Below are 19,081 nucleotides of genomic sequence, written 5' to 3'. Positions count from 1 at the left end.
TGCTTTATTTCAATTTCTTATTCAAATCCATTTTCATCTGCTAGGACAAGTTTTACTTTTGGTACTTGTTCTTTTGCAGCGAGTATGAAGAGGACATCTTCTGCTTGCAGTTTCGTACGACCTGTAGGCATGACTAGTTTTCCGTCACGAATGATAGCGGAGATGACGGTTTCTTTCGGTAAGCCAAGTGTTTGCACTTTTTGATCAAGGAATGGCGAGTTTGCCGAGATTTCGACTTCCAGCATTTCTGCGTTTGCTTTATCCATGGAAATCAGTTCAAGCTGATGAATCCGTTTCGGAGTTGCTGGTGCTTCCAAGCCGAGCCATCTCGCAACATTTGAGATTGTTGAGCCTTGCAATAACGCGGATGTGATGACCATAAAGAAGATCATATTAAAATACAAATAGGGATCAGGGACACCTGCTAATAACGGAAACGTTGCCAAGACGATTGGAACTGCTCCTCGTAGGCCTGCCCATGATAAAAATAACTTTTCTTTGAAAGTATATTTGAAAAACATCGTACATAAAAATACAGCTATTGGTCTTGCTACGAACATTAGAATGAAAGACAATACGAGACCTTTCCAAATAAGGTCCAAGTTTGCTAACTCTTTCGGGAAAACAAGCAAGCCGAGGATGACGAACATAATAAGTTGCATCAGCCATGCAAAGCCTTCATGGAATCTAAAGATTGCGTGGCTATGATTTAGTTCACGTGTACCTATTAATATACCGGCCACGTATACAGCTAACAGTCCACTCCCTCCCAATGAGGAGGTAACCGCGTAGATCGCAATGGCAAACCCCATAGAGAGTACTGCGTATAAACCACTCGCATCGAGTTTTATTTTATTCATCCAAATGGATGCTAAATAGCCTAAACCGAGTCCTAACACGAGACCAAGTCCCATTTGGACGAAAAAGTTTACAATCAAGTTGCCCATTGAGAAGTTTGGGAGCGTAAGCCATTCAATGAAGGCGACGGTGAGGAACATCGCCATTGGATCGTTGGAGCCCGATTCCATTTCTAATGTAGAAGACATTTTAGATTTGATGTTTTGTCCGGACATGACAGAAAATACAGCAGCGGCATCGGTTGAACCAACGATGGAACCTAGGAGGAATGATTCGAGCCAACCTAATCCCAATACATAGTGTGCAGCAATTGCAACGACCGCTGCTGTCATAATTACCCCTACTGTGGCGAGGACACTTGCACCGCCTAAGACCGGGCGGACGTTTTTCCATTCGGTTTGGAGCCCACCTTCAAACAAAATGATGATGAGCGCGACAATCCCGATTGTTTGCGCTAAATGAGCGTCGGAAAAATAGATGAGGCCTGACACGTCACTCCCTAACACCATTCCTAAAATCATAAAGAGAACGAGTGCAGGTACGCCTGCCCGCGAAGTAAGCTTTGTCATGAGGACGCCACAAAGTAAAAAGAAGCCCATTAAAAGAATAATTCCATCTATCGAAAATTCGTTCATTCTTTACCCCTTTCCCGACACCGACTTTTCAATGCGTTATGTAAAGGAGGTTTAAAACCTCCTCTTATTGTGGTTCTTCTCCCACAATTTTCACTTCGAGTTCTAAATCGACGTCAAATCGACTTTTCACTTCTTTTTTCACCATTTCTATCGTTTGAATGTAGTCAGATGCAGTTGCATTATTTTTATTCACAATGAAGCCTGCGTGCTTTATGGAGACTTCAGCACCACCAAAACCTTTACCTTGTAACTGACAATCTTGAATGAGCTTCCCGGCAAAATAACCTGGAGGTCGTTTGAACACACTGCCTGCTGAAGGATACTCGAGGGGTTGTTTGGATTCACGTTGATACGTTAAATCGGCCACTTTTGCATCGATTTCTTCTTGGACACCGTCAGCCAATTGAAAATCAGCCGATAAGACAAAGTACCCTTTTTTCGCAATAATGCTCTTCCGGTAACCAAGTTCCAATTCATCTTTCGTTAACACAAACACGTTACCAGCTAGGTCCATAACGGTCGCTTGCACAATCACGTCTTTTATTTCCCCGCCATAGGCACCCGCATTCATTGCCATTGCGCCCCCAATGCTCCCAGGGATACCGCAAGCAAATTCCAAGCCCGTGAGACATGCTTTCGCTGCTTTTTGTGAAACTTCAATAATATGAGCACCTGCTTCTGCATGGACACGCGTTCCGTCAATGATGATGCGATCAAGCTTCGACATGTGAAGCACAATGCCTCGCACACCGCCATCACGTACAACCATATTCGACCCATTCCCTAATAGAAGTAGTGGTATGTTATTTTCATGGGCATAGCGGACGGTTGTAGCCATTTCCTCCATAGTTGCCGGAATGACTAAAAGATCTGCAGCGCCGCCTAATTTCGTTTTCGTATATTTATGTAACGGCTCATCAATCAGCAGCTCGCCGTCATGTAAGTGCTTTTGTAATGCTTCTAACCAAAGATATTTTGACATCTAAACACAATCCTTTCGAGGTAGTGAAAATCTGATACACGAAGACGGTGTGATGCCTTCCCTACTAGTTATGGCGCAATGCTAATGAATTGTTTCTACGCCACCAAATACTATTTTTCCAAACGATCAGAAAATCCTTTCACTCTTATAAGTATGCTTGCAATCCGCTTTTTTGACAAGCGATTCTTCTTAGGCTGCCTATTTTATTTGTATTTCAATGTTACTGAAATGAAATATATGATTTTTGTGCTGTATCGTTCGCATGAAGTGCTCTGCGTTGTAAAATTGATACGACTTCGGCTGGAAAAAGTTTTTTTAGAACGCTTGCAATTGTATGGAACGGAATAGATCGCTATTGATAGATAAACAGCCTTTATCATCAGTTTGTTTCTTGTGCTTCAGCACTTCTATTTGACCGTACGCACTAATTTCATGCGCTCACGGGCATTTAGATCAGCTCTATTTGACCGTACTCACCCGTTTCCCGCACTCACGGGCATTTAGAACACTTCTATTTGACCGGATGCACCAGTTTCCCGCACTCACGGGCATTTAGAACACTTCTATTTGACCGTCCGCACCATTTTCCCGCGCTCACGGTCATTTAGAACACTTCTATTTGACCGTACTCACCAGTTTCCCGCGCTCACAGGCATTTAGAACACCTCTATTTGACCGTACTCACCAGTTTCCCGCGCTCACGGGCATTTAGAACACTTCTATTTGACCGGATGCACCAGTTTCCCGCGCTCACGGTCATTTAGATCACTTCTATTTGACCGTATGCACCAATTTCAGGCACTCACGGGCATTTAGAACACTTCTATTTGACCGCACGCACTAATTTCATGCGCTCGCGGGCATTTAGATCACCTCTATTTGACCGTACTCACCAATTTCCGACGCTCGCGGGCATTTAGATCACTTCAATTTGACCGTATGCATCAATTTCCCGCGCTCACGGTCATTTAGAACACTTCTATTTGACCGTACTCACCATTTTCCGAGGCTCACGGGCATTTAGAACACCTCTATTTGACCGTACTCACCAATTTCCGACGCTCGCGGGCATTTAGATCACCTCTATTTGACCGTACGCACCAGTTTCCCGCACTCACGGGCATTTAGATCACTTCTATTTGACCGGATGCACCAGTTTCCCGCACTCACGGGCATTTAGAACACTTCTATTTGACCGGATGCACCAGTTTCCCGCACTCACGGGCATTTAGATCACTTCTATTTGACCGTACACACCATTTTCCAATGAAACGATTTGCATCTTACATTCTCATTTACTCCCTCTATCGCGTAGCCTTCCACCGCAATCCCTACAAAAAAATATGCACGAGGACGAATAGCCCTTCATGCATATTTGAGTTGCGGCAAATGGTATTCCTACTCTATCTGTAACTTATATTTCACACTGATCGTCTGTGCAAACGCCTTTTCCTTCACTGCCGAGCACTTGCAATTTAGGTTGAATGCCTTCTTCTTTTGCGACTTTCTCTAATGCTTCTGCAAATGCTTGTGCAGGCTGCGCTCCTGAAATAGCATATTTGCGATTAATGACAAAGAACGGTACGCCCTGAACGCCGATTTGCCTTGCTTCTTCGATGTCTTGCTGAACATCTGCGGCAAATTCGTCAGATTGGAGCATAGCAGATACATGTTCTTTAGACATGCCTGCTTCTTCAGCAATATTCAATAGCGTCTCTTCCTTGCCAAGCGCTTCGCCTTTTAGGAAGGACCCTTGCATTAATCGCTCAGAAACCGCATCGACCTTCCCTTCAGTGGCGGCAAGCTTTGCAAGCCGGTGTGCGTTAAACGTATTGGCTACCTTCATGCCATCTACATCATATTGCAATCCAACCGTCTTCGCTTGTTCCGCGACATTCGCCATCATGTTTTTCGCTTCATCCAAACTGACACCGTATTTCTTTGCCAATCCGTCGAGCATAGGCGCTTCCGATGTTGTTGGTGTGTTTGGATCCAATTGATACGCTTTGAATTCCACTTCGACTTGACCGGCTAAATTTGTAGATGCAAGTGCCTCTTCTAACCGACGTTTTCCGATGTAACAAAAAGGACAAACATAATCTGACCATATCTCAATTTTCATTAACAGCCCCCACCTTTCTACTTCTATTTTAGATTTCATTCATTATGGCAACAATGAATATGCCTGCTATCGCAGTAGTTAACAATAAATTGGAGGATTATTAATGAAACACTCACTTTGGTTACAAACTGCCTATAAACGCAACGCCTATCCCCCACTGGATAAAGATGTATCATGTGATGTCTGTATTGTTGGCGGTGGATTAAGTGGACTTGCCAATGCTTATTTCCTTGCGAAGGAAGGGAAAGATGTCATTTTACTAGAAAAAGATGAGATTCTTTGTGGAGCAACCGGTCATTCAACAGGGAAATTGACCGTGCAACATGATGTAGTGTATGCCGATTTAATTAAACAGTTTGGTCGTGAAAATGCAAAGTTGTATTATGAAGCGAATCGGCAAGCTGTGCTGTTTGGGGAATCCATCGCTGAAGGTGATGAACTTCGAAACGCAGATTCCATCTTGTTCTCGCAATCAAAATACGGAACTGAAAAACTTCAAGACGAGATGAAAGCATATGAGGAGATTGGTATTCCGGGAGAACTCGGAAGGAACAGTGAACTTCCACTAAAAACAGAAGCTACATTGACAATTAAACGCGAAGCACAACTACATCCTGTACGATTCGGTCAGCATCTAGCTAAATTAGCAGTGCAAGCTGGTGCCCGTATTTATGAAAAGACGGATGTCCGGTTAATGGATTTAAAAAAACGCGTAGTGTACACAAGTAGTGAACACGAAATTCAATTCTCCAACCTCCTATTGTGCACGCATTATCCAATTGAAGCGCTGCGAGGTTTGCAAATTTTAAAGTTAAGCGTCAATCGCTCCTATATCGTGTCATGCTATGCAAACATGCCACTTCAAGGGCAGTATATTTCAGTAGATAACCCGAAACGTTCAGTCCGTACCGTATATATTGACGGAAAGACCCATTTCTTACTAGCCGGCGAATCCCATGTAGCAGGAACGGAAAAAGCGACTCAAATTCATTATGAAACGTTATCGTTTGAATTACGGAATACGTACCAACTAGAAGCCTTGAAATATGGCTGGTCTGCCCAAGACCCATCTACACCTGACCTAATCCCTTATGCGGGTATCATTTCTTCTAGCATGCCGTATGTATATATTAATACGGGTTTCCGAAAATGGGGCTTGTCAAACGCCATTGCCAGTGCGCGCATTATTACTGACCAAATCGTTGGACGTGAAAACAAAGCGATATCTTTGTATGCCCCGGATCGCACAGGTTTTGGATCGTTCCTTTTACAAGCTTTGCGCAATACTGGACTTGTAGTAAAAGAGTTTACGGGCGGCCATATTACACGAACCGATTCTCCTATTTGTACACACATGGGGTGCAGGACACGTTGGAATGAAGCGGATCAGACGTGGGACTGCCCATGTCACGGTTCCCGCTTTCGTACAGACGGTTCTGTCCTGGAAGGACCTGCTACTAAACCACTCGATTTGAATTGAGCCACTTTTCAAGTATACTGACGAAAAGGGGTGTAAGGGATGTCTGTCAGAGAGATTAAAAGAAAGTACACGACGATGGACGACCGTTTTCCATTTAATTTGGACATTGTCCGTAGGTTTGACGGATTAGCATTTTCCGCACCCGTGACAATTATTGTCGGTGATAATGGTTGTGGAAAGACGACGTTATTAGAAGGAATTGCTGCTGCAGCGGGAAGCATTTTGATTAGCGGAGAGCATATGGAAAAGGACCATTCGCTCTCTCCAGCATTTGAACTTGCAGAAGACTTGAAGATTATTTGGTCCTTGAAATCGAATAATGGCTTCTTTTTTCGCGCAGCAGATTTCATTACATATACGCGAAGTGTCGCAACAATGCGTGAAGATGCACGAGCAAAAATAGAGGAAATAAAGCAACGAGATCCATATAGCCTAGAAGTTTTGCCGTATGCAAAAACGTACCATGAACTACGTAGTCTTTACGGAGAAGGATTGGAAAAACGTTCACACGGAGAGAGTTTTTTCGACTTATTTCAAGCACGATTTCGACCTGGAGGTTTTTATATTCTGGACGAACCTGAAGCACCTTTGTCGCCGCAAAATCAGCTGACACTTCTTGCGATGATACATGAGATGACGAAAGAAGGAGCTCAGTTCCTTATTGCTACTCATTCCCCCATCATGATGGCTTATCCGTACGCCGATTTGTATGAAGTACAAAATGGTGTTCTGGAGCCGGCTATATTTGATGAACTGTCACATGTTCAGTTAACGAGAGATTTTTTGCATACACCCGATCGCTATTTACGTCATTTATTCAACTAAATTTCTAACACCACTATGCTTATTGCAAAAGTAAAATACCGCATGGAAACGAGGTTATGATAACCAAGCTTCATGCGGTATTTTTTGTCCCTCATATCACTTTTATTTCAATGCTTCCGTTAAAATCGGGACAATTTGTTTCTTACGGGAAACGACACCTTTAAAGATTGCAGTATTGTTTGTTAGCCCTACATTGAATGCTGCACACGCACGTTCAGCAGCTTGTCCAAGAGCAATGACAGTTGAATCATTGTTTAGAATATCCGTCACAACAAATAGGAAGAGTGACAGGTCCTTCTCTTCAATAATACTGTTTAACAATACTTCAAGCTCTGATTGACGGTCTAATACATCGTTCACTTCAATGGCATTCACTTGAGCGATTTCAATCTTTGCATCACCGATTGTAAATTCTTTTGCGTCTAGAGAGACGAGTTCTTCAAGGGACTTGCCGCTTAAATCCGCTCCCGCTTTCAACATTTCCAAGCCGTACACTTCTGCGTCAACATCTGCAATTGCTGCAAGTTCCTCAGCTGCTTTGCGATCCTCTTCGGTAAATGTTGGGGATTTGAATAACAGGGAATCCGAGATAATTGCTGATAGCATAAGGCCTGCAATTTCTTTCGGAATCTCTACATCATGTTCTTTGTAAAGCTTCTTCAAAATCGTTGCCGTACAACCAACTGGCTCAGCACGGTAGTACAGTGGATCTGCCGTTTGGAAGTTTGCAATACGGTGGTGGTCAATGACTTCAATCACTTGAACTTCTTCAATGTCATCCACACTTTGTTGTTTTTCGTTGTGATCGACAAGGATGACTTGTTTTGTTTCAGAAGCTGCTGTTTCAATTAATCTCGGTGCTTCAAAACCAAATTGCCCTAGAGCGTAAGCAGTTTCACCAGAAATGGAGCCAAGACGAACCGCTTCTGCATCCATTCCGATTTGTTGTTTTAAATACGCATAGCTGATTGCCGATGTGATGGAATCGGTATCAGGGTTTTTATGTCCAAATACTAATACTTTACTCATAAGTATCCTCCTACTATTGTTTATCTTCCTACATATTCTATCACAAAGGTTTGCTGAACAAAATTGCTGCTAGCTCTTCTCTGTTTACGATGAAGTCCGCAATTGTGTACTGGTCTAATACTGCTAAATAGGCTAAGAGTGCTTCTTGCAGAGCACCTTTTAGCCGACAAGCAGGCGTAAGGACGCAAAGATTGCCTTCAGGTTTAAAACATTCTACAAGATGAAAGTCGTCTTCTGTCTTCCTTACGAGCTCGCCAACATTAATATGTTCCGGTTTCACATTCAACCGGACACCGCCGCCACGCCCACGAACCGTTTCAACTAGCCCCATCTTGCCTAATTCATGAACAACCTTTGTTAGATGATTTTTTGATATGCCATACGTGTCCGATATCTCTTGAACGCGTGATAGCTCACCAAATTCTTTAGTACCTAAATAGATCAGTACGCGCAATGAAAAATCCGTATATAAAGTCAAACGCATAACATCACCGCTCTTTCACATTTTATTATAGCGATTATGACAGGAAGGTGAAAGGTATGTGTCTAAAAATAGAACTCTACATTAAAGTTATATATAAAATATATCTTTAAACAACATAATCGTTTATTGTGGAATTAACAAAACAAGAAAGGTTGTGCACTACATGCTCTCTCAACAAACAATCGATATTGTAAAGTCAACAGTACCCGTTCTTGAACAACACGGAAAAACGATTACGACCGTTTTTTATAAAAATATGTTTGAAGCGCATCCAGAACTATTGAACATTTTCAATCACGCAAACCAATCAAAAGGTCGCCAACAAACTGCTCTTGCCAATGCGGTATATGCAGCAGCGGCAAATATTGATAACCTTGGCGCCATTATTCCTGCGGTTATTCAAATTGGCCACAAACACCGTTCATTAGGAATTCTGCCCGAGCATTATCCAATCGTGGGATATCATCTTCTCGGAGCCATTAAAGAAGTTCTTGGTGATGCTGCAACTTCTGAGATTATTGAGGCTTGGGGTGAAGCGTACGGAGTTATTGCTGATGCATTTATTGGTATTGAAAAAGACATGTACGACAAAGCGGAAGATACAGCAGGTGGTTGGAGATTGTTCAAGGAATTCACTGTCGTCAATAAAGTACAAGAAAGCGACGTCATCACTTCTTTCTATTTCAAACCCGTTGACGGTAAAGAACTTCCTTCTTTTAAACCTGGTCAGTACATTACAGTGCGATTCACCATTCCAGGTGAGGAATACATGATTAATCGTCAATACAGCTTATCGCAAGCTCCTGGGAAAGATACATTCAGAATTTCTGTTAAGCGGGAAGATGCATGCGAACCGATGGGGAAAGCATCCGTTCACCTTCACAAGCAGTTACATGTCGGCGACACGATCGAAATCAGTGCACCTGCAGGAGATTTTTATCTTGATACAGACAGCAAGACACCTGTGACGTTAATTAGTGGAGGGGTAGGCATTACGCCAATGATGGCAATGGTTCAGTCGATTGCACAAAAATTGCCTGACCGTCCTGTCGCATTCATACATTCTGCACGCACACGGAACCACCAAGCATTTGATGAAGATCTGCGCAATATGGGTCAAGACTTAACAAACTACACATACGAAACGCTTTACTCTGAAGAAGGAGATGGGTTCATTACACGCGAATTCCTAGCGCAACACATGCTAGAAGGCAGCGATGTCTATGTCTGTGGTCCAACTCCATTCATGCAAGCGGTCATTTCTGGATTAGTCGCGAATGGTGTTGCCAAAGAACAGATTCACTATGAATTTTTTGGACCTGCTGAAGAACTAACACTTGTAACTGCATAAAACAAAGCGCAGCGTCCTTAAACAAAGACTGCTGCGCTCAGAGTGTAGACAAAGTTAATTTTTTACTTTGCCTACACTTATTTAATGCAATTTGTGATACATATAAAGTCCTTCAGCCTGATTGAAAACGCTTGTCAGTTGGAAGGCAGTCTAAGTTCGGGACGTCCTGTCCCAACGACTGCATGACCTGCATCGTGCAGGCCCGCCCGAAGTCAAGCGAAGACGCGAATAGAACTAAAGTTCATGAGCGGACGAGCGCGACGAGCAACAACGGATGCGAGCGTTTGTCAACAGGCTGAACGCAGCCTCCTTACACAAGGACGGCTGCGTTTTGTTGTTCGATTTTGGCAATGTAATCAATCGATATTCGATTAAACTCGTCAGGCTGATCGATGTTACATACATGCCCGGCATTTTTAATTGCTATATATTCAAAGGTCTTACTCATTTTGACAACTTTTTCTACCGGCGGGATGAAAAGGTAGTCTTCATCTCCCATTAAAAACAAGGTTGGAATGGACGTCGTTGACATTTGCAATCGCGACAAGTAAGGATTTATGAGGTGGGTCAATGAGAACCATTTGACAAATTCTTTTTGGCACATTTTTTTCGCTTCATTCACAAAAACCATACGCGATTCCTCATGCTCTTTGCGCGGCATGATAATATATGCTAACAGCTTGTACAATAACATGTAAGGGACTATTCGTTTAGACACATTGCCGACAAACAACAAAAATTTTGTACGGACATCCAGTCGGATGATAGCGCCACCTAATACGAGCGATTTCACTCGGCTTGGAAAATTGTCCGCCATTGTTTGGGCAACTATTGTTCCTAATGACATTCCGACAACGTGCGTCTGTGGCACTTGCAATTCATCTAACACATCAATAACTTCCTTTGAAATATCTGCAAAGCTGTCGCCTTTTTTCCAGCGACCCCTTTCTGATTTCCCGTGGCCACGAAGATCGACTAACAGTATATTGTAGTGTTTCCGATATTCACGTATTTGCTTGAACCAAACCGAAGAACTTCCACCAGCACCATGAATAAATGTAACCCATGGAGCTTCTTCTGCTTTTACATACGTTCGATAGTGAATCAAATGCTTCATCCTTTCGCCAAATGGATGTCGTATCACATGTCTATCCTTCACTCAAGTAAGCGAATAGAGATCTATGTAAGACATCATTTGAGAATAGCTGTAGTTTTCACTACTCCTTTACCATTAAACCATCGTGCGACTTCGACTGACAACCAATTGTGTAGTCTTAAAAGTGAAGTTATGTCGAGTTTTTGACAAAAAGAAAGATTGCTACCAGACAATATCCGGAGCAATCTTGTTTTTCATTGACTAGTATCGATTTGCTTTTTTCGGTAGTTTGAATGATGTATAAATCAAGATTCCCGAAAGCAGTAATCCGATATAGCCGATGAATGGATATAGATGCGCGACAAGGTTTTTAAATCCGAAGAAGCTTAATGCAAATCCAATGATCAAAGTAATCAGTACGAATGATCTGAACGTTTTTGTACCGATTGTTGTAAAACGTGCTCCAAATGCATAAAACATACTTACAGCTGTGTTAAAAATCATTCCGTACAACACAAATGCCATTAAGGTTGCAAGAATTGGTGAGATGTCATTGATGATCGCTAACATTGGCAAGTCCGCGTCCCCTACTACGTCGACTTTTGAGAATATCGCCAAATGAGATAGTAAAATCATAATACCAAGTCCAAGACCACCAACTAACCCACCAAGCGCAGCTGTTCTTTCATCCTTCTCTGCGCCACCCATGACAAGGGCCATCGACGCCCCAACTGCAATATTAAAGGATACATAATTGATACCCGAGATAAACCAATTTGGCAATGTCGTATCCACTTCATTGGCAATCGGATTAAGTGCAGTAAACGATTGATCCATCGTCGTCAAGCAATAGACGGATACAACAATGACCGCTAAAATTAGAAAAGGTGTAATACTACCGATAACTCCTACAACTTTATCGACATTCAATAGAATTGTTGCAAATACAAGAATGACCATTAGTAAACTACCGACAAATGACGGTAATCCGAATTGCTGCTCAAGGTTTGAACCCGCACCAGCAACCATGACGACACCTACGCCAAAAAGTGTCAAGATAATAATAAAATCAATCACCAGTCCAATGTAGAAACCACTAATCTTATAGATGACCTCTTTATGTGATTTCGTCTGCATCCGACTACCAAGTCTCGTCAATATCATTCCTATGTACGCAAATAAAGCTGTAGATATTATTGCCGCCGCAATCCCCATGAAACCGAAACTAGTAAAGTACTGCAAAATCTCTTGACCGGAAGCAAATCCTGCACCGACAATAATCCCAATGAAAGCGCTTCCCATTTTTAACACTTTTTTCACATTTTGTCCCCCCTATGTTGTTAGCAATTCACACTATGTATGTACGAAATAATTAGAAATTTTAGTACATATTTAGCAATCCCGTCTTAATCTACCATGCATTTGCTTTCATTTCAAGAACATTACGTATTATACGTCCCTTTCAATCATTTTCAATTGACAGATTTAACGAGCGAAATGAAAGGACTGCTCCAATAAAGAGCAGCCCACTACACATCATTTATTTAGTAGTTGCTTTGATTCGCGAATGAACGCCGGTAAGTCATCAGGTGTCCTGCTCGTCACGAGCTGGTTATCGCAAACGACAACTTCTTTATCTAAGAACTTCGCACCTGCATATTCCATATCCACTTGGATGGATTTGTAGCCTGTCGCATGTCGCCCTTCTAGCGTTTTTGCTGTAATGAGAAGCTGTGGACCATGGCAAATTGCAAAAACCGGTTTACAATCGTCCATAAATTTCTTCGCAAACTGGACAAATCGATCATCTGCACGAAGCTGATCCGGTGAAAAACCACCAGGTATGAAAAGTGCGTCAAAGTCGGCTGCGTTAACTTCGTCAATTCCTTTGTCAATCGTTACCGTCGTTCCGTCGCTCTTTCCTTTCACTTCCTTGCCTGCCTCTTTTTCAATGGTCACTACTTCGTGACCAGCCTCTTTGAAAGCGTCAGCAGGTTGTGTGTACTCAGAGTCTTCGAATAGGTTTGTAATGACTGTAGCTATTTTCGCCATTTGACTAATCATCCTTTCATATTTCGTAAGCCCTACTACTATTCCACAGTATCCATCATCTAAACTTATGGCCGATATTTTGAGACATAAGGATTATCTTTTTCAAAAAAACGCCAAGGATAATGAACCGCCTCCCCAGAGTTACCGATTCCTACGCGCGGGCCTGTTTCAATTTCCAATGTTTCCAATCCTTTCGCAAGGAACAATGGTTGTTCTGTCCATCGATGGCCATAATAATGCATCGTCACACCTAAAGCTTTTGACAGTTTACCAGGGCCATTCGTCCAATCTTTCATTTTCAACTTTTCACCCCGGTTCTCTTGCATCAAGTGAAGCCCTTCTACTGGTTCAGCTGCACGAAGTAGAACTGCATGAGGAATCCCCCTCGGTCCACAGACGACATTCATTAAGGTGTGTGTATGCATTTGATACGTATACACATACCCCGGTTCGTCAAACATAATTTCCGTCCGCTTCGTCCGTCGATTCCCATAACTATGTGCAGCTCGATCTTCCGGGCCGTGATAGGCTTCCGTCTCAACAATCCTGGCAACAATTAGCCCGTTAGGTGTCTCATGGACAATCAACTGTCCAACAAGTCGCTTCGCTAGTTCAAGCACAGGCGCTTCAAAAAACGTTTGATCGAGTCGTTCGTACATGTTAATTCCCCCTTCACGTCCCTTTATTATGTAAAAACCATCCTGTATACTCAAGAAAAATGGTGAAGGATGAGATACATGGAACAACTCCAAGAAGCACTACGAAAATTTTCTGAAGAACGTGGTTGGACAGGCAACCGAGATGCACGCAATCTGGCAATTTCCATATCACTTGAAGCGAGTGAACTCCTTGAACACTTTCAATGGCAGTCACCTGAGGAAGCGGTGGCTGCAAGAAGAGATGAAATTGCAGAAGAAGCAGCAGATGTACTCATCTATTTGGTACAGTTTGCAGATGCGCTGAATATCGACTTGCTTGAAGCAGCCCGTGCCAAAATGGCTAAAAATGCAGAGCGGTTTCCGATTGGTTGATTGAGGAGCGGGTGATGAGGCAAGTAGTTCGTGCATGGCGGACAAAGCCTACTGCAAGTTCTCGTTAGAAGCTGTTTAGCCAAAAATCGCATGAAGCCAAGTATCGAATTGGTTTCATGCGATTAGATTTATCGTTCATTCAACTACATGAACATTCTTTCATGACAATCCTTGTCCTTCTGCAAATTCCTTGTACATGGCGTGCGAATGCATCAACTCACTATGCGTGCCAATCCCAGTAATACGACCGGCTTCTAGGAATATGAGTTGATCGGCGTCAATAACAGTCGATAAGCGATGGGCTATGATGAGGGTTGTTCGACCTTCCATTAACCGTTGCAATGCTTCCTGCACATGCGTCTCAGAACCACTATCCAAATTGGACGTCGCTTCGTCTAACAGCAAGATTTCAGGGTCATGCAACAATGCTCTTGCAATTGCAATACGCTGGCGTTGCCCTCCAGACATTTTCATACCCCGCTCGCCCACAAGTGTGTCAAAACCATCTTCCATCTCGTCAATGAATTGAAGCGCATTTGCCGCTTCGGCTGCTCCACGGATTTCATCCAAGGAAGGACGTCTTTCCAGTCCATAAGCGATGTTATCTACAATGGTACCGCTTAACAACGGACTTTCCTGCGATACATAGCCGATTCGTTTTCGCCAATCACCTAACGCAATAGCTTCAATGGGCGCGTCACCGATGAATACACCACCTTCAGTTGGCACATAAAATCGTTCAATCAGTGAAAAGATTGTTGTTTTCCCTCCACCACTTGGTCCAACAAAAGCGGTTACAGAACCTGGTCTAGCTTGGAATGTGATATTTTGTAGCACTTGCTTGCCTGATTCATAAGCAAAGTCAACAGCGCGAAACTCGAGGATGCTCTTATCAATGACGGAAGTCCCTTCAGCTCGTTCACTGTCCATACGCAATATTTGTTGTATACGCTCTGTTGCACCTACCGCTTTTTGAAAAATTGTAAAGACCTGAGCCATTTGTGCAAACGGAATAATGATTTGAAACATAAGAAAAATGATAGCGACGAGTGTCCCTGCAGTTAAATCTCCTTTGGCCACTTGAGCGCCACCGTAGCCAAGGATGACGACTAAAATGCTCATCATGACGAGGGTCATTACAGGGGATATGATCGCTTGAATTTTTGCTTCTTTTAATCCGAAGGTAAACAAAGAGCGAATGGCCTGTTCACCTTTTTCCCCTTCACTCTTTTCAGCACGATATGCTTTCACGAGACGGATATCTCCTAATACACGTCCAAGATGCCCCGAGAACTTTGCCATTTCGCCTTGCGTCGCTCTTGCAATCTTATGCATAATCCGACCAAGCGGGAAAATGATTGCCATACTAATTGGAATACTGACAAGCATGATCAGCGTCATTTTCCAATCCAACACAAACAAAATTGCGACAGCACCGATAATTGAAATGATACCCGTTATGAAAGATACGAGATGATCGGAAACCAATTGTTTCAACATCGTCGTATCTTGTGTAATCCGACTCATCGTCTCGCCTGTTTCATTGTCATCGTAATACGAAACCGGGAGTCTCAATATCTTCGACCACAACTTCCCTCGTAAATCAGCGACAATCGTTTCACCGATGAACGCCAGTAAGTAGAAGGATACACCCCCTAATACCGCCTGGAGAATAAAAACTGCAAACAAAAAAATCGCTGTCTGCCAATTAAATGACGCTGTTGTTAAAGAATCGACCAATTGCTTTGTCACGAGCGGAACAGCAAGACTTGCCCCTGTAGAAAGCAATGCAAGAAAAAGCGCAAGCACTGTCTTTCCTTTCGGCCACTTTAACTGTTGCAATAAAGCAAAGAATTCCTTCATCGATCCTTTCGTTTGGACCGTACTATCCATGTTGACACCTCACAACTCCTATAAAAATACATTCAATAGTAAACAGGATTTCATTTAAATGGTTACTGTAAAAGTTCGTACACATTTATCAATTATCTCTTTCTTGTGCTACGAACCTCGACACTACTTTCAATTTCCAACTTCTCAAGCCACTTCTTCACTTCTGCAGGACTTTGTAACACGAGCACATCTGCATTGACACGTTCCATCATTCGGTAGACACCTGGCCGTTTCTTTTTCGGATACGTCCATATAAATTTTATAAATTCCCAATCCACTTTTTCTGGACATCCTGGTGCCATATCTGGCCGTGTCTTCCCTCGGTTTTGCCATCTACGTTTGAATACACGGGCTAAACAAAGCCAATTTGGAAAATCGAGAAAAATGACCAAGTCGGCGTACTGCGCTCGCATTTCAATTGTGGAATTAAAATTGCCATCGATGACCCATGCCGGCTGCTCTAACTCACACTGAAGCTTTTCCCGGAATTCGAATTTTGGGGTCGGCACCCATCCTTCGTTCCAAAAGAGGGCATCCAGGTGAATGACAGGCAACTTCAGTTTCTCGGCGAGTGTCACGGACAGTGTGGACTTCCCTGCACCACTACAACCAATGAGCAAGATGCGTTTACTATCCATCTTGTCCCTCCTCTATTTGCTGTAACAGTTTGCCGATTGCTAACCAATCTGCTTTCAAATCCGGTCGATGAGAAGGGCGATAGAATACAGATGCAGGGTGAAAAGTAGGTACAAGTCGATAGGCCTTTTCCGTCCAGCTAAACGTCGGTTCATCCAATGACTGCAAGCAGCGGACGGGTTGCTCAAGTAATTGACCGTGTAATTCCGTAACTTTCGCTTCTTTACCGAGCAACCTTTGTAAACCGACATTCCCTAACGTTACAATTAGCTTGGGCTGAACATTCGCGATTTCATAGTCAAGGATCGGCGCATGCGCAATAATCTCCTTCTGCGTTGGCGGACGATTGTACTTTCTTGTCGTCTTTGTCCCATCTCGTTCTCGTTTCTCTCCCCATTTGTACGGTCTACTTCGCACAGCGCTTGTAATATAGACATCTTCACGTGTTAATCCGATTGTTGCGAGAGATTTCATAAGCTCTTTTCCTGCACGTCCAATGAAGGGAATACCATCGACAACCTCAAATTCTCCAGGAGCCTCACCAATAAGCATCAGTTTAGGATGTTGTGGACCTTCTCCATACACAAACCCTTCGACCGGAAATCCTTCAATTCGTTCCTTGCCCAATTGCGCAATGTTTTCAGGTATGCGAAACATTAATCCACTCCCTTTCAGCCTTGTTTCTAACAGATGTACCTGTCTATTCCCTTTCTACTCGATTTTAATTTTACTTGTGGAATTCGATTCGAATAGTTTGTACGAACGATGCTGAATAAAAAAGTGAACATACTATTCACTTATAATCGAATGTGCCAATGCGCGTTCAACACTGTTTGCAAAATTGCTGCCTGCTCCCCAATCAAATCTAAAGAAGACGCCTTCTGAACTGCCAGCTGCAACAACGTGAACACGAGTTACTCCATCGAAATTATCGATTGTCGCCGTTATAGATGCCCGATTATTTGAACGCATATAGTATTTTTCCATGATTAAGACATGCATTTCCGATTCACCGACTGCTCTTTCATAATGATCTACTAATGTACCACTTATACTACCTTGAAGGATAGCAGATTGGATAGCATCTACTGCTTCGCGAGGTGTTATACGGACATTGAAATTTTTAATAGACATATGATTGCCCCCTTTATCTAGTTATGTTACGAAAGAGACTGTTAATTGGTTTCGTTTAGGCTGATTGTTTAAGACAGGGATCACGATAGGCCCGCGATATAGTTTTCGAGGCTCATTTAAAAATCTTAGTATTAGTAAAAAAAATAAATCACCAATATAAAAAACCGCATACATAAGAGACATGAATCCCTTACATTATGCGGCTTACGTAATTTATTCTAATTCAAGCTGTTTCGTTTCCGTTCCGAGTATGATTACGGCAAGGACACCAATAATGATCGCTCCGCAAAAAATGCCAAATATGATTCCGAAGCCGAACCCCTTAGCCACTAGCGAACCAACAAGCAACGGGCCGAATATTCCTCCAATCCTTCCGACAGCAGCGGCCATCCCTGACCCTGTCCCCCGTACGGATGTCGGGTATTGTTCAGGTGAATAAGCATACAAAGCACCCCACGCCCCTAAGTTAAAGAAAGAAAGAAAAGCGCCCGACAGTAGAAGCATGGACAACGATTCTGCATTTCCGAATGTAAGCGCACTAATCGCGGTGCCGAGCAAATAGGTCGATAAGACAAATTTACGCCCTGTCTTTTCAATTAACCATGCTGCCGTGAAATATCCAGGTAATTGCGCCAGCGTCATAATGAGAACATATTTGAAGCTGTGAATCATGTCAAAGCCTTTCATGACCATGACGCTTGGCAACCATAAAAACATACCATAATAGGAGAAAACGACTGTGAACCATACAATCCATAACATCGTCGTTTTCCGTGCATATGGTTTGGACCATATGAGCTTCATCTTGGCACCGAATGATTGTTTCGGTTTTCCTGCTCGCTCAAATTTCGGTGAATCCGGCAAGTTGCGACGCAAATAAATGGCGTAAAATGCAGGAAGCGCAGTTAAGACAAGCGCAATTCTCCAACCATATTCAGGAATGATGAAATATGCAATGAGCGCAGCAATCAACCAACCTGCAGCCCAGAAACTTTCCAATAATACAACAACACGTCCTCGTTCCTTTGCGGATACACTTTCCGCTACGAGTGTAGAAGCAACTGGTAATTCCCCACCTAGCCCTGCCCCAATGACGAATCGGAGTGCAAGAAAAACGGTTAGTGTTGTTGTAAGTGCTGATAGTCCGCTTGCTAACGAAAAGAGGATGAGTGTCAGCATAAAAACATTTTTTCGGCCGATGCGATCTGCTAGCATGCCAAAACCTAATGCACCGACTGCCATTCCAATAGAATTGACACTACCTACCCATCCCATTTCAGTAGGCGACAGTTGCCACTCAACTGCTATCGCTGCAATAATGAACGAAAGAATACCGACATCCATTGCATCGAACATCCAACCCGTTCCAGAAATCACAAGTAATTTATTCCGGGAAATCCCCGGTTGTTCTTTTTTCACAATTTGTTTACCCCTCGCTGCATAGTTTGCTGTCATGACACTTGTCATTATACT

The 19,081-nt window shown here is 43.0% G+C and carries 18 protein-coding genes; 4 read left to right on the top strand and 14 right to left on the bottom strand.

Translation table 11 applies throughout. From position 1 onward, the window contains the following. Nucleotides 1-17: 17 nt before the first annotated feature. The 3 genes from ACVHUV_RS05745 to ACVHUV_RS05735 all read right to left on the bottom strand — a co-directional run bounded on the left by ACVHUV_RS05745 (nt 18) and on the right by ACVHUV_RS05735 (nt 4,597). The gene (locus ACVHUV_RS05745) at nt 18-1,493 is read right to left on the bottom strand and encodes a potassium/proton antiporter (RefSeq protein WP_317945100.1); all 1,476 of its coding nucleotides are present in this window, start codon (nt 1,491-1,493) and stop codon (nt 18-20) included. 64 nt (nt 1,494-1,557) lie between these two features. Beyond that, the gene (gene murB, locus ACVHUV_RS05740) at nt 1,558-2,475 is read right to left on the bottom strand and encodes a UDP-N-acetylmuramate dehydrogenase (protein ID WP_462086389.1); all 918 of its coding nucleotides are present in this window, start codon (nt 2,473-2,475) and stop codon (nt 1,558-1,560) included. A 1,414-nt stretch (nt 2,476-3,889) separates the two neighbouring features. Beyond that, the gene (locus ACVHUV_RS05735; RefSeq protein ID WP_462086388.1) at nt 3,890-4,597 is read right to left on the bottom strand and encodes a DsbA family oxidoreductase; all 708 of its coding nucleotides are present in this window, start codon (nt 4,595-4,597) and stop codon (nt 3,890-3,892) included. 103 nt (nt 4,598-4,700) lie between these two features. Here ACVHUV_RS05735 and ACVHUV_RS05730 point away from each other — a divergent pair, with 103 nt between their 5' ends. After that, a complete protein-coding gene (locus tag ACVHUV_RS05730) occupies nt 4,701-6,077 on the top strand; it encodes an FAD-dependent oxidoreductase (protein ID WP_462086387.1) in 1,377 nt (458 codons plus the stop codon). A gap of 39 nt (nt 6,078-6,116) precedes the next feature. Beyond that, nucleotides 6,117-6,902 carry an AAA family ATPase gene (locus tag ACVHUV_RS05725; protein WP_462086386.1) on the top strand — a complete coding sequence of 262 codons (786 nt, stop codon included), beginning with the start codon at nt 6,117-6,119 and terminating at the stop codon, nt 6,900-6,902. Nucleotides 6,903-7,004: 102 nt separating this feature from the next. On the opposite strand, the gene ACVHUV_RS05720 is transcribed toward ACVHUV_RS05725, so the two are convergent. Further along, complete coding sequence (locus ACVHUV_RS05720; RefSeq protein WP_317945110.1) at nt 7,005-7,931, bottom strand: manganese-dependent inorganic pyrophosphatase; 927 nt, start codon at nt 7,929-7,931, stop codon at nt 7,005-7,007. Nucleotides 7,932-7,971: 40 nt separating this feature from the next. Next, complete coding sequence (locus ACVHUV_RS05715) at nt 7,972-8,415, bottom strand: Rrf2 family transcriptional regulator (protein WP_462086385.1); 444 nt, start codon at nt 8,413-8,415, stop codon at nt 7,972-7,974. Nucleotides 8,416-8,578: 163 nt separating this feature from the next. On the opposite strand from ACVHUV_RS05715, the gene hmpA reads away from it, so the two are divergent. Then, nucleotides 8,579-9,766, top strand: a complete 1,188-nt coding sequence (gene hmpA / locus ACVHUV_RS05710; protein WP_462086384.1) for an NO-inducible flavohemoprotein — start codon at nt 8,579-8,581, stop codon at nt 9,764-9,766. Nucleotides 9,767-10,076: 310 nt separating this feature from the next. On the opposite strand, the gene ACVHUV_RS05705 is transcribed toward hmpA, so the two are convergent. The 4 genes from ACVHUV_RS05705 to ACVHUV_RS05690 form a co-directional block, all read right to left on the bottom strand. Beyond that, nucleotides 10,077-10,874 (bottom strand): alpha/beta fold hydrolase, encoded by a 798-nt coding sequence (locus tag ACVHUV_RS05705; protein ID WP_317945115.1) that lies wholly within the window; start codon nt 10,872-10,874, stop codon nt 10,077-10,079. A gap of 249 nt (nt 10,875-11,123) precedes the next feature. Continuing rightward, nucleotides 11,124-12,182, bottom strand: coding sequence for a YkvI family membrane protein (locus tag ACVHUV_RS05700; protein ID WP_462086383.1), 1,059 nt, complete (start codon nt 12,180-12,182; stop codon nt 11,124-11,126). A gap of 216 nt (nt 12,183-12,398) precedes the next feature. Further along, a complete protein-coding gene (locus tag ACVHUV_RS05695; RefSeq protein WP_462086382.1) occupies nt 12,399-12,914 on the bottom strand; it encodes a type 1 glutamine amidotransferase domain-containing protein in 516 nt (171 codons plus the stop codon). A 65-nt stretch (nt 12,915-12,979) separates the two neighbouring features. Next, a complete protein-coding gene (locus ACVHUV_RS05690; RefSeq protein WP_371391620.1) occupies nt 12,980-13,573 on the bottom strand; it encodes a DNA-3-methyladenine glycosylase in 594 nt (197 codons plus the stop codon). 78 nt (nt 13,574-13,651) lie between these two features. Here ACVHUV_RS05690 and ACVHUV_RS05685 point away from each other — a divergent pair, with 78 nt between their 5' ends. Next, the gene (locus ACVHUV_RS05685; protein ID WP_317945119.1) at nt 13,652-13,945 is read left to right on the top strand and encodes a nucleotide pyrophosphohydrolase; all 294 of its coding nucleotides are present in this window, start codon (nt 13,652-13,654) and stop codon (nt 13,943-13,945) included. A 159-nt stretch (nt 13,946-14,104) separates the two neighbouring features. Here the strand turns inward: ACVHUV_RS05685 and ACVHUV_RS05680 are convergent, their stop codons facing one another. The 5 genes from ACVHUV_RS05680 to niaP form a co-directional block, all read right to left on the bottom strand. Then, nucleotides 14,105-15,838 (bottom strand): ABC transporter ATP-binding protein, encoded by a 1,734-nt coding sequence (locus ACVHUV_RS05680; protein ID WP_462086381.1) that lies wholly within the window; start codon nt 15,836-15,838, stop codon nt 14,105-14,107. Between the two features lie 92 nt (nt 15,839-15,930). Beyond that, nucleotides 15,931-16,476, bottom strand: a complete 546-nt coding sequence (locus tag ACVHUV_RS05675) for a P-loop NTPase family protein (RefSeq protein WP_371391622.1) — start codon at nt 16,474-16,476, stop codon at nt 15,931-15,933. After that, nucleotides 16,469-17,131, bottom strand: coding sequence for a uracil-DNA glycosylase (locus tag ACVHUV_RS05670; RefSeq protein ID WP_462086380.1), 663 nt, complete (start codon nt 17,129-17,131; stop codon nt 16,469-16,471). The genes ACVHUV_RS05675 and ACVHUV_RS05670 overlap by 8 nt, the downstream gene beginning before the upstream one ends. Nucleotides 17,132-17,263: 132 nt before the next feature. After that, entirely contained in the window at nt 17,264-17,608 is a 345-nt protein-coding gene (locus tag ACVHUV_RS05665) for a DUF6054 family protein (protein ID WP_371391623.1), read from the bottom strand. A 213-nt stretch (nt 17,609-17,821) separates the two neighbouring features. Further along, nucleotides 17,822-19,063: a niacin permease NiaP gene (niaP, locus tag ACVHUV_RS05660; protein ID WP_317945125.1), complete on the bottom strand. Its 1,242-nt coding sequence runs from the start codon at nt 19,061-19,063 to the stop codon at nt 17,822-17,824. Nucleotides 19,064-19,081 lie beyond the last annotated feature (18 nt).

It is taken from the genome of Sporosarcina saromensis, from assembly GCF_054901285.1.
The sequence above is the reverse complement of the archived record's forward strand: the minus strand, read 5'-3'. Positions and strand labels throughout refer to the sequence as shown.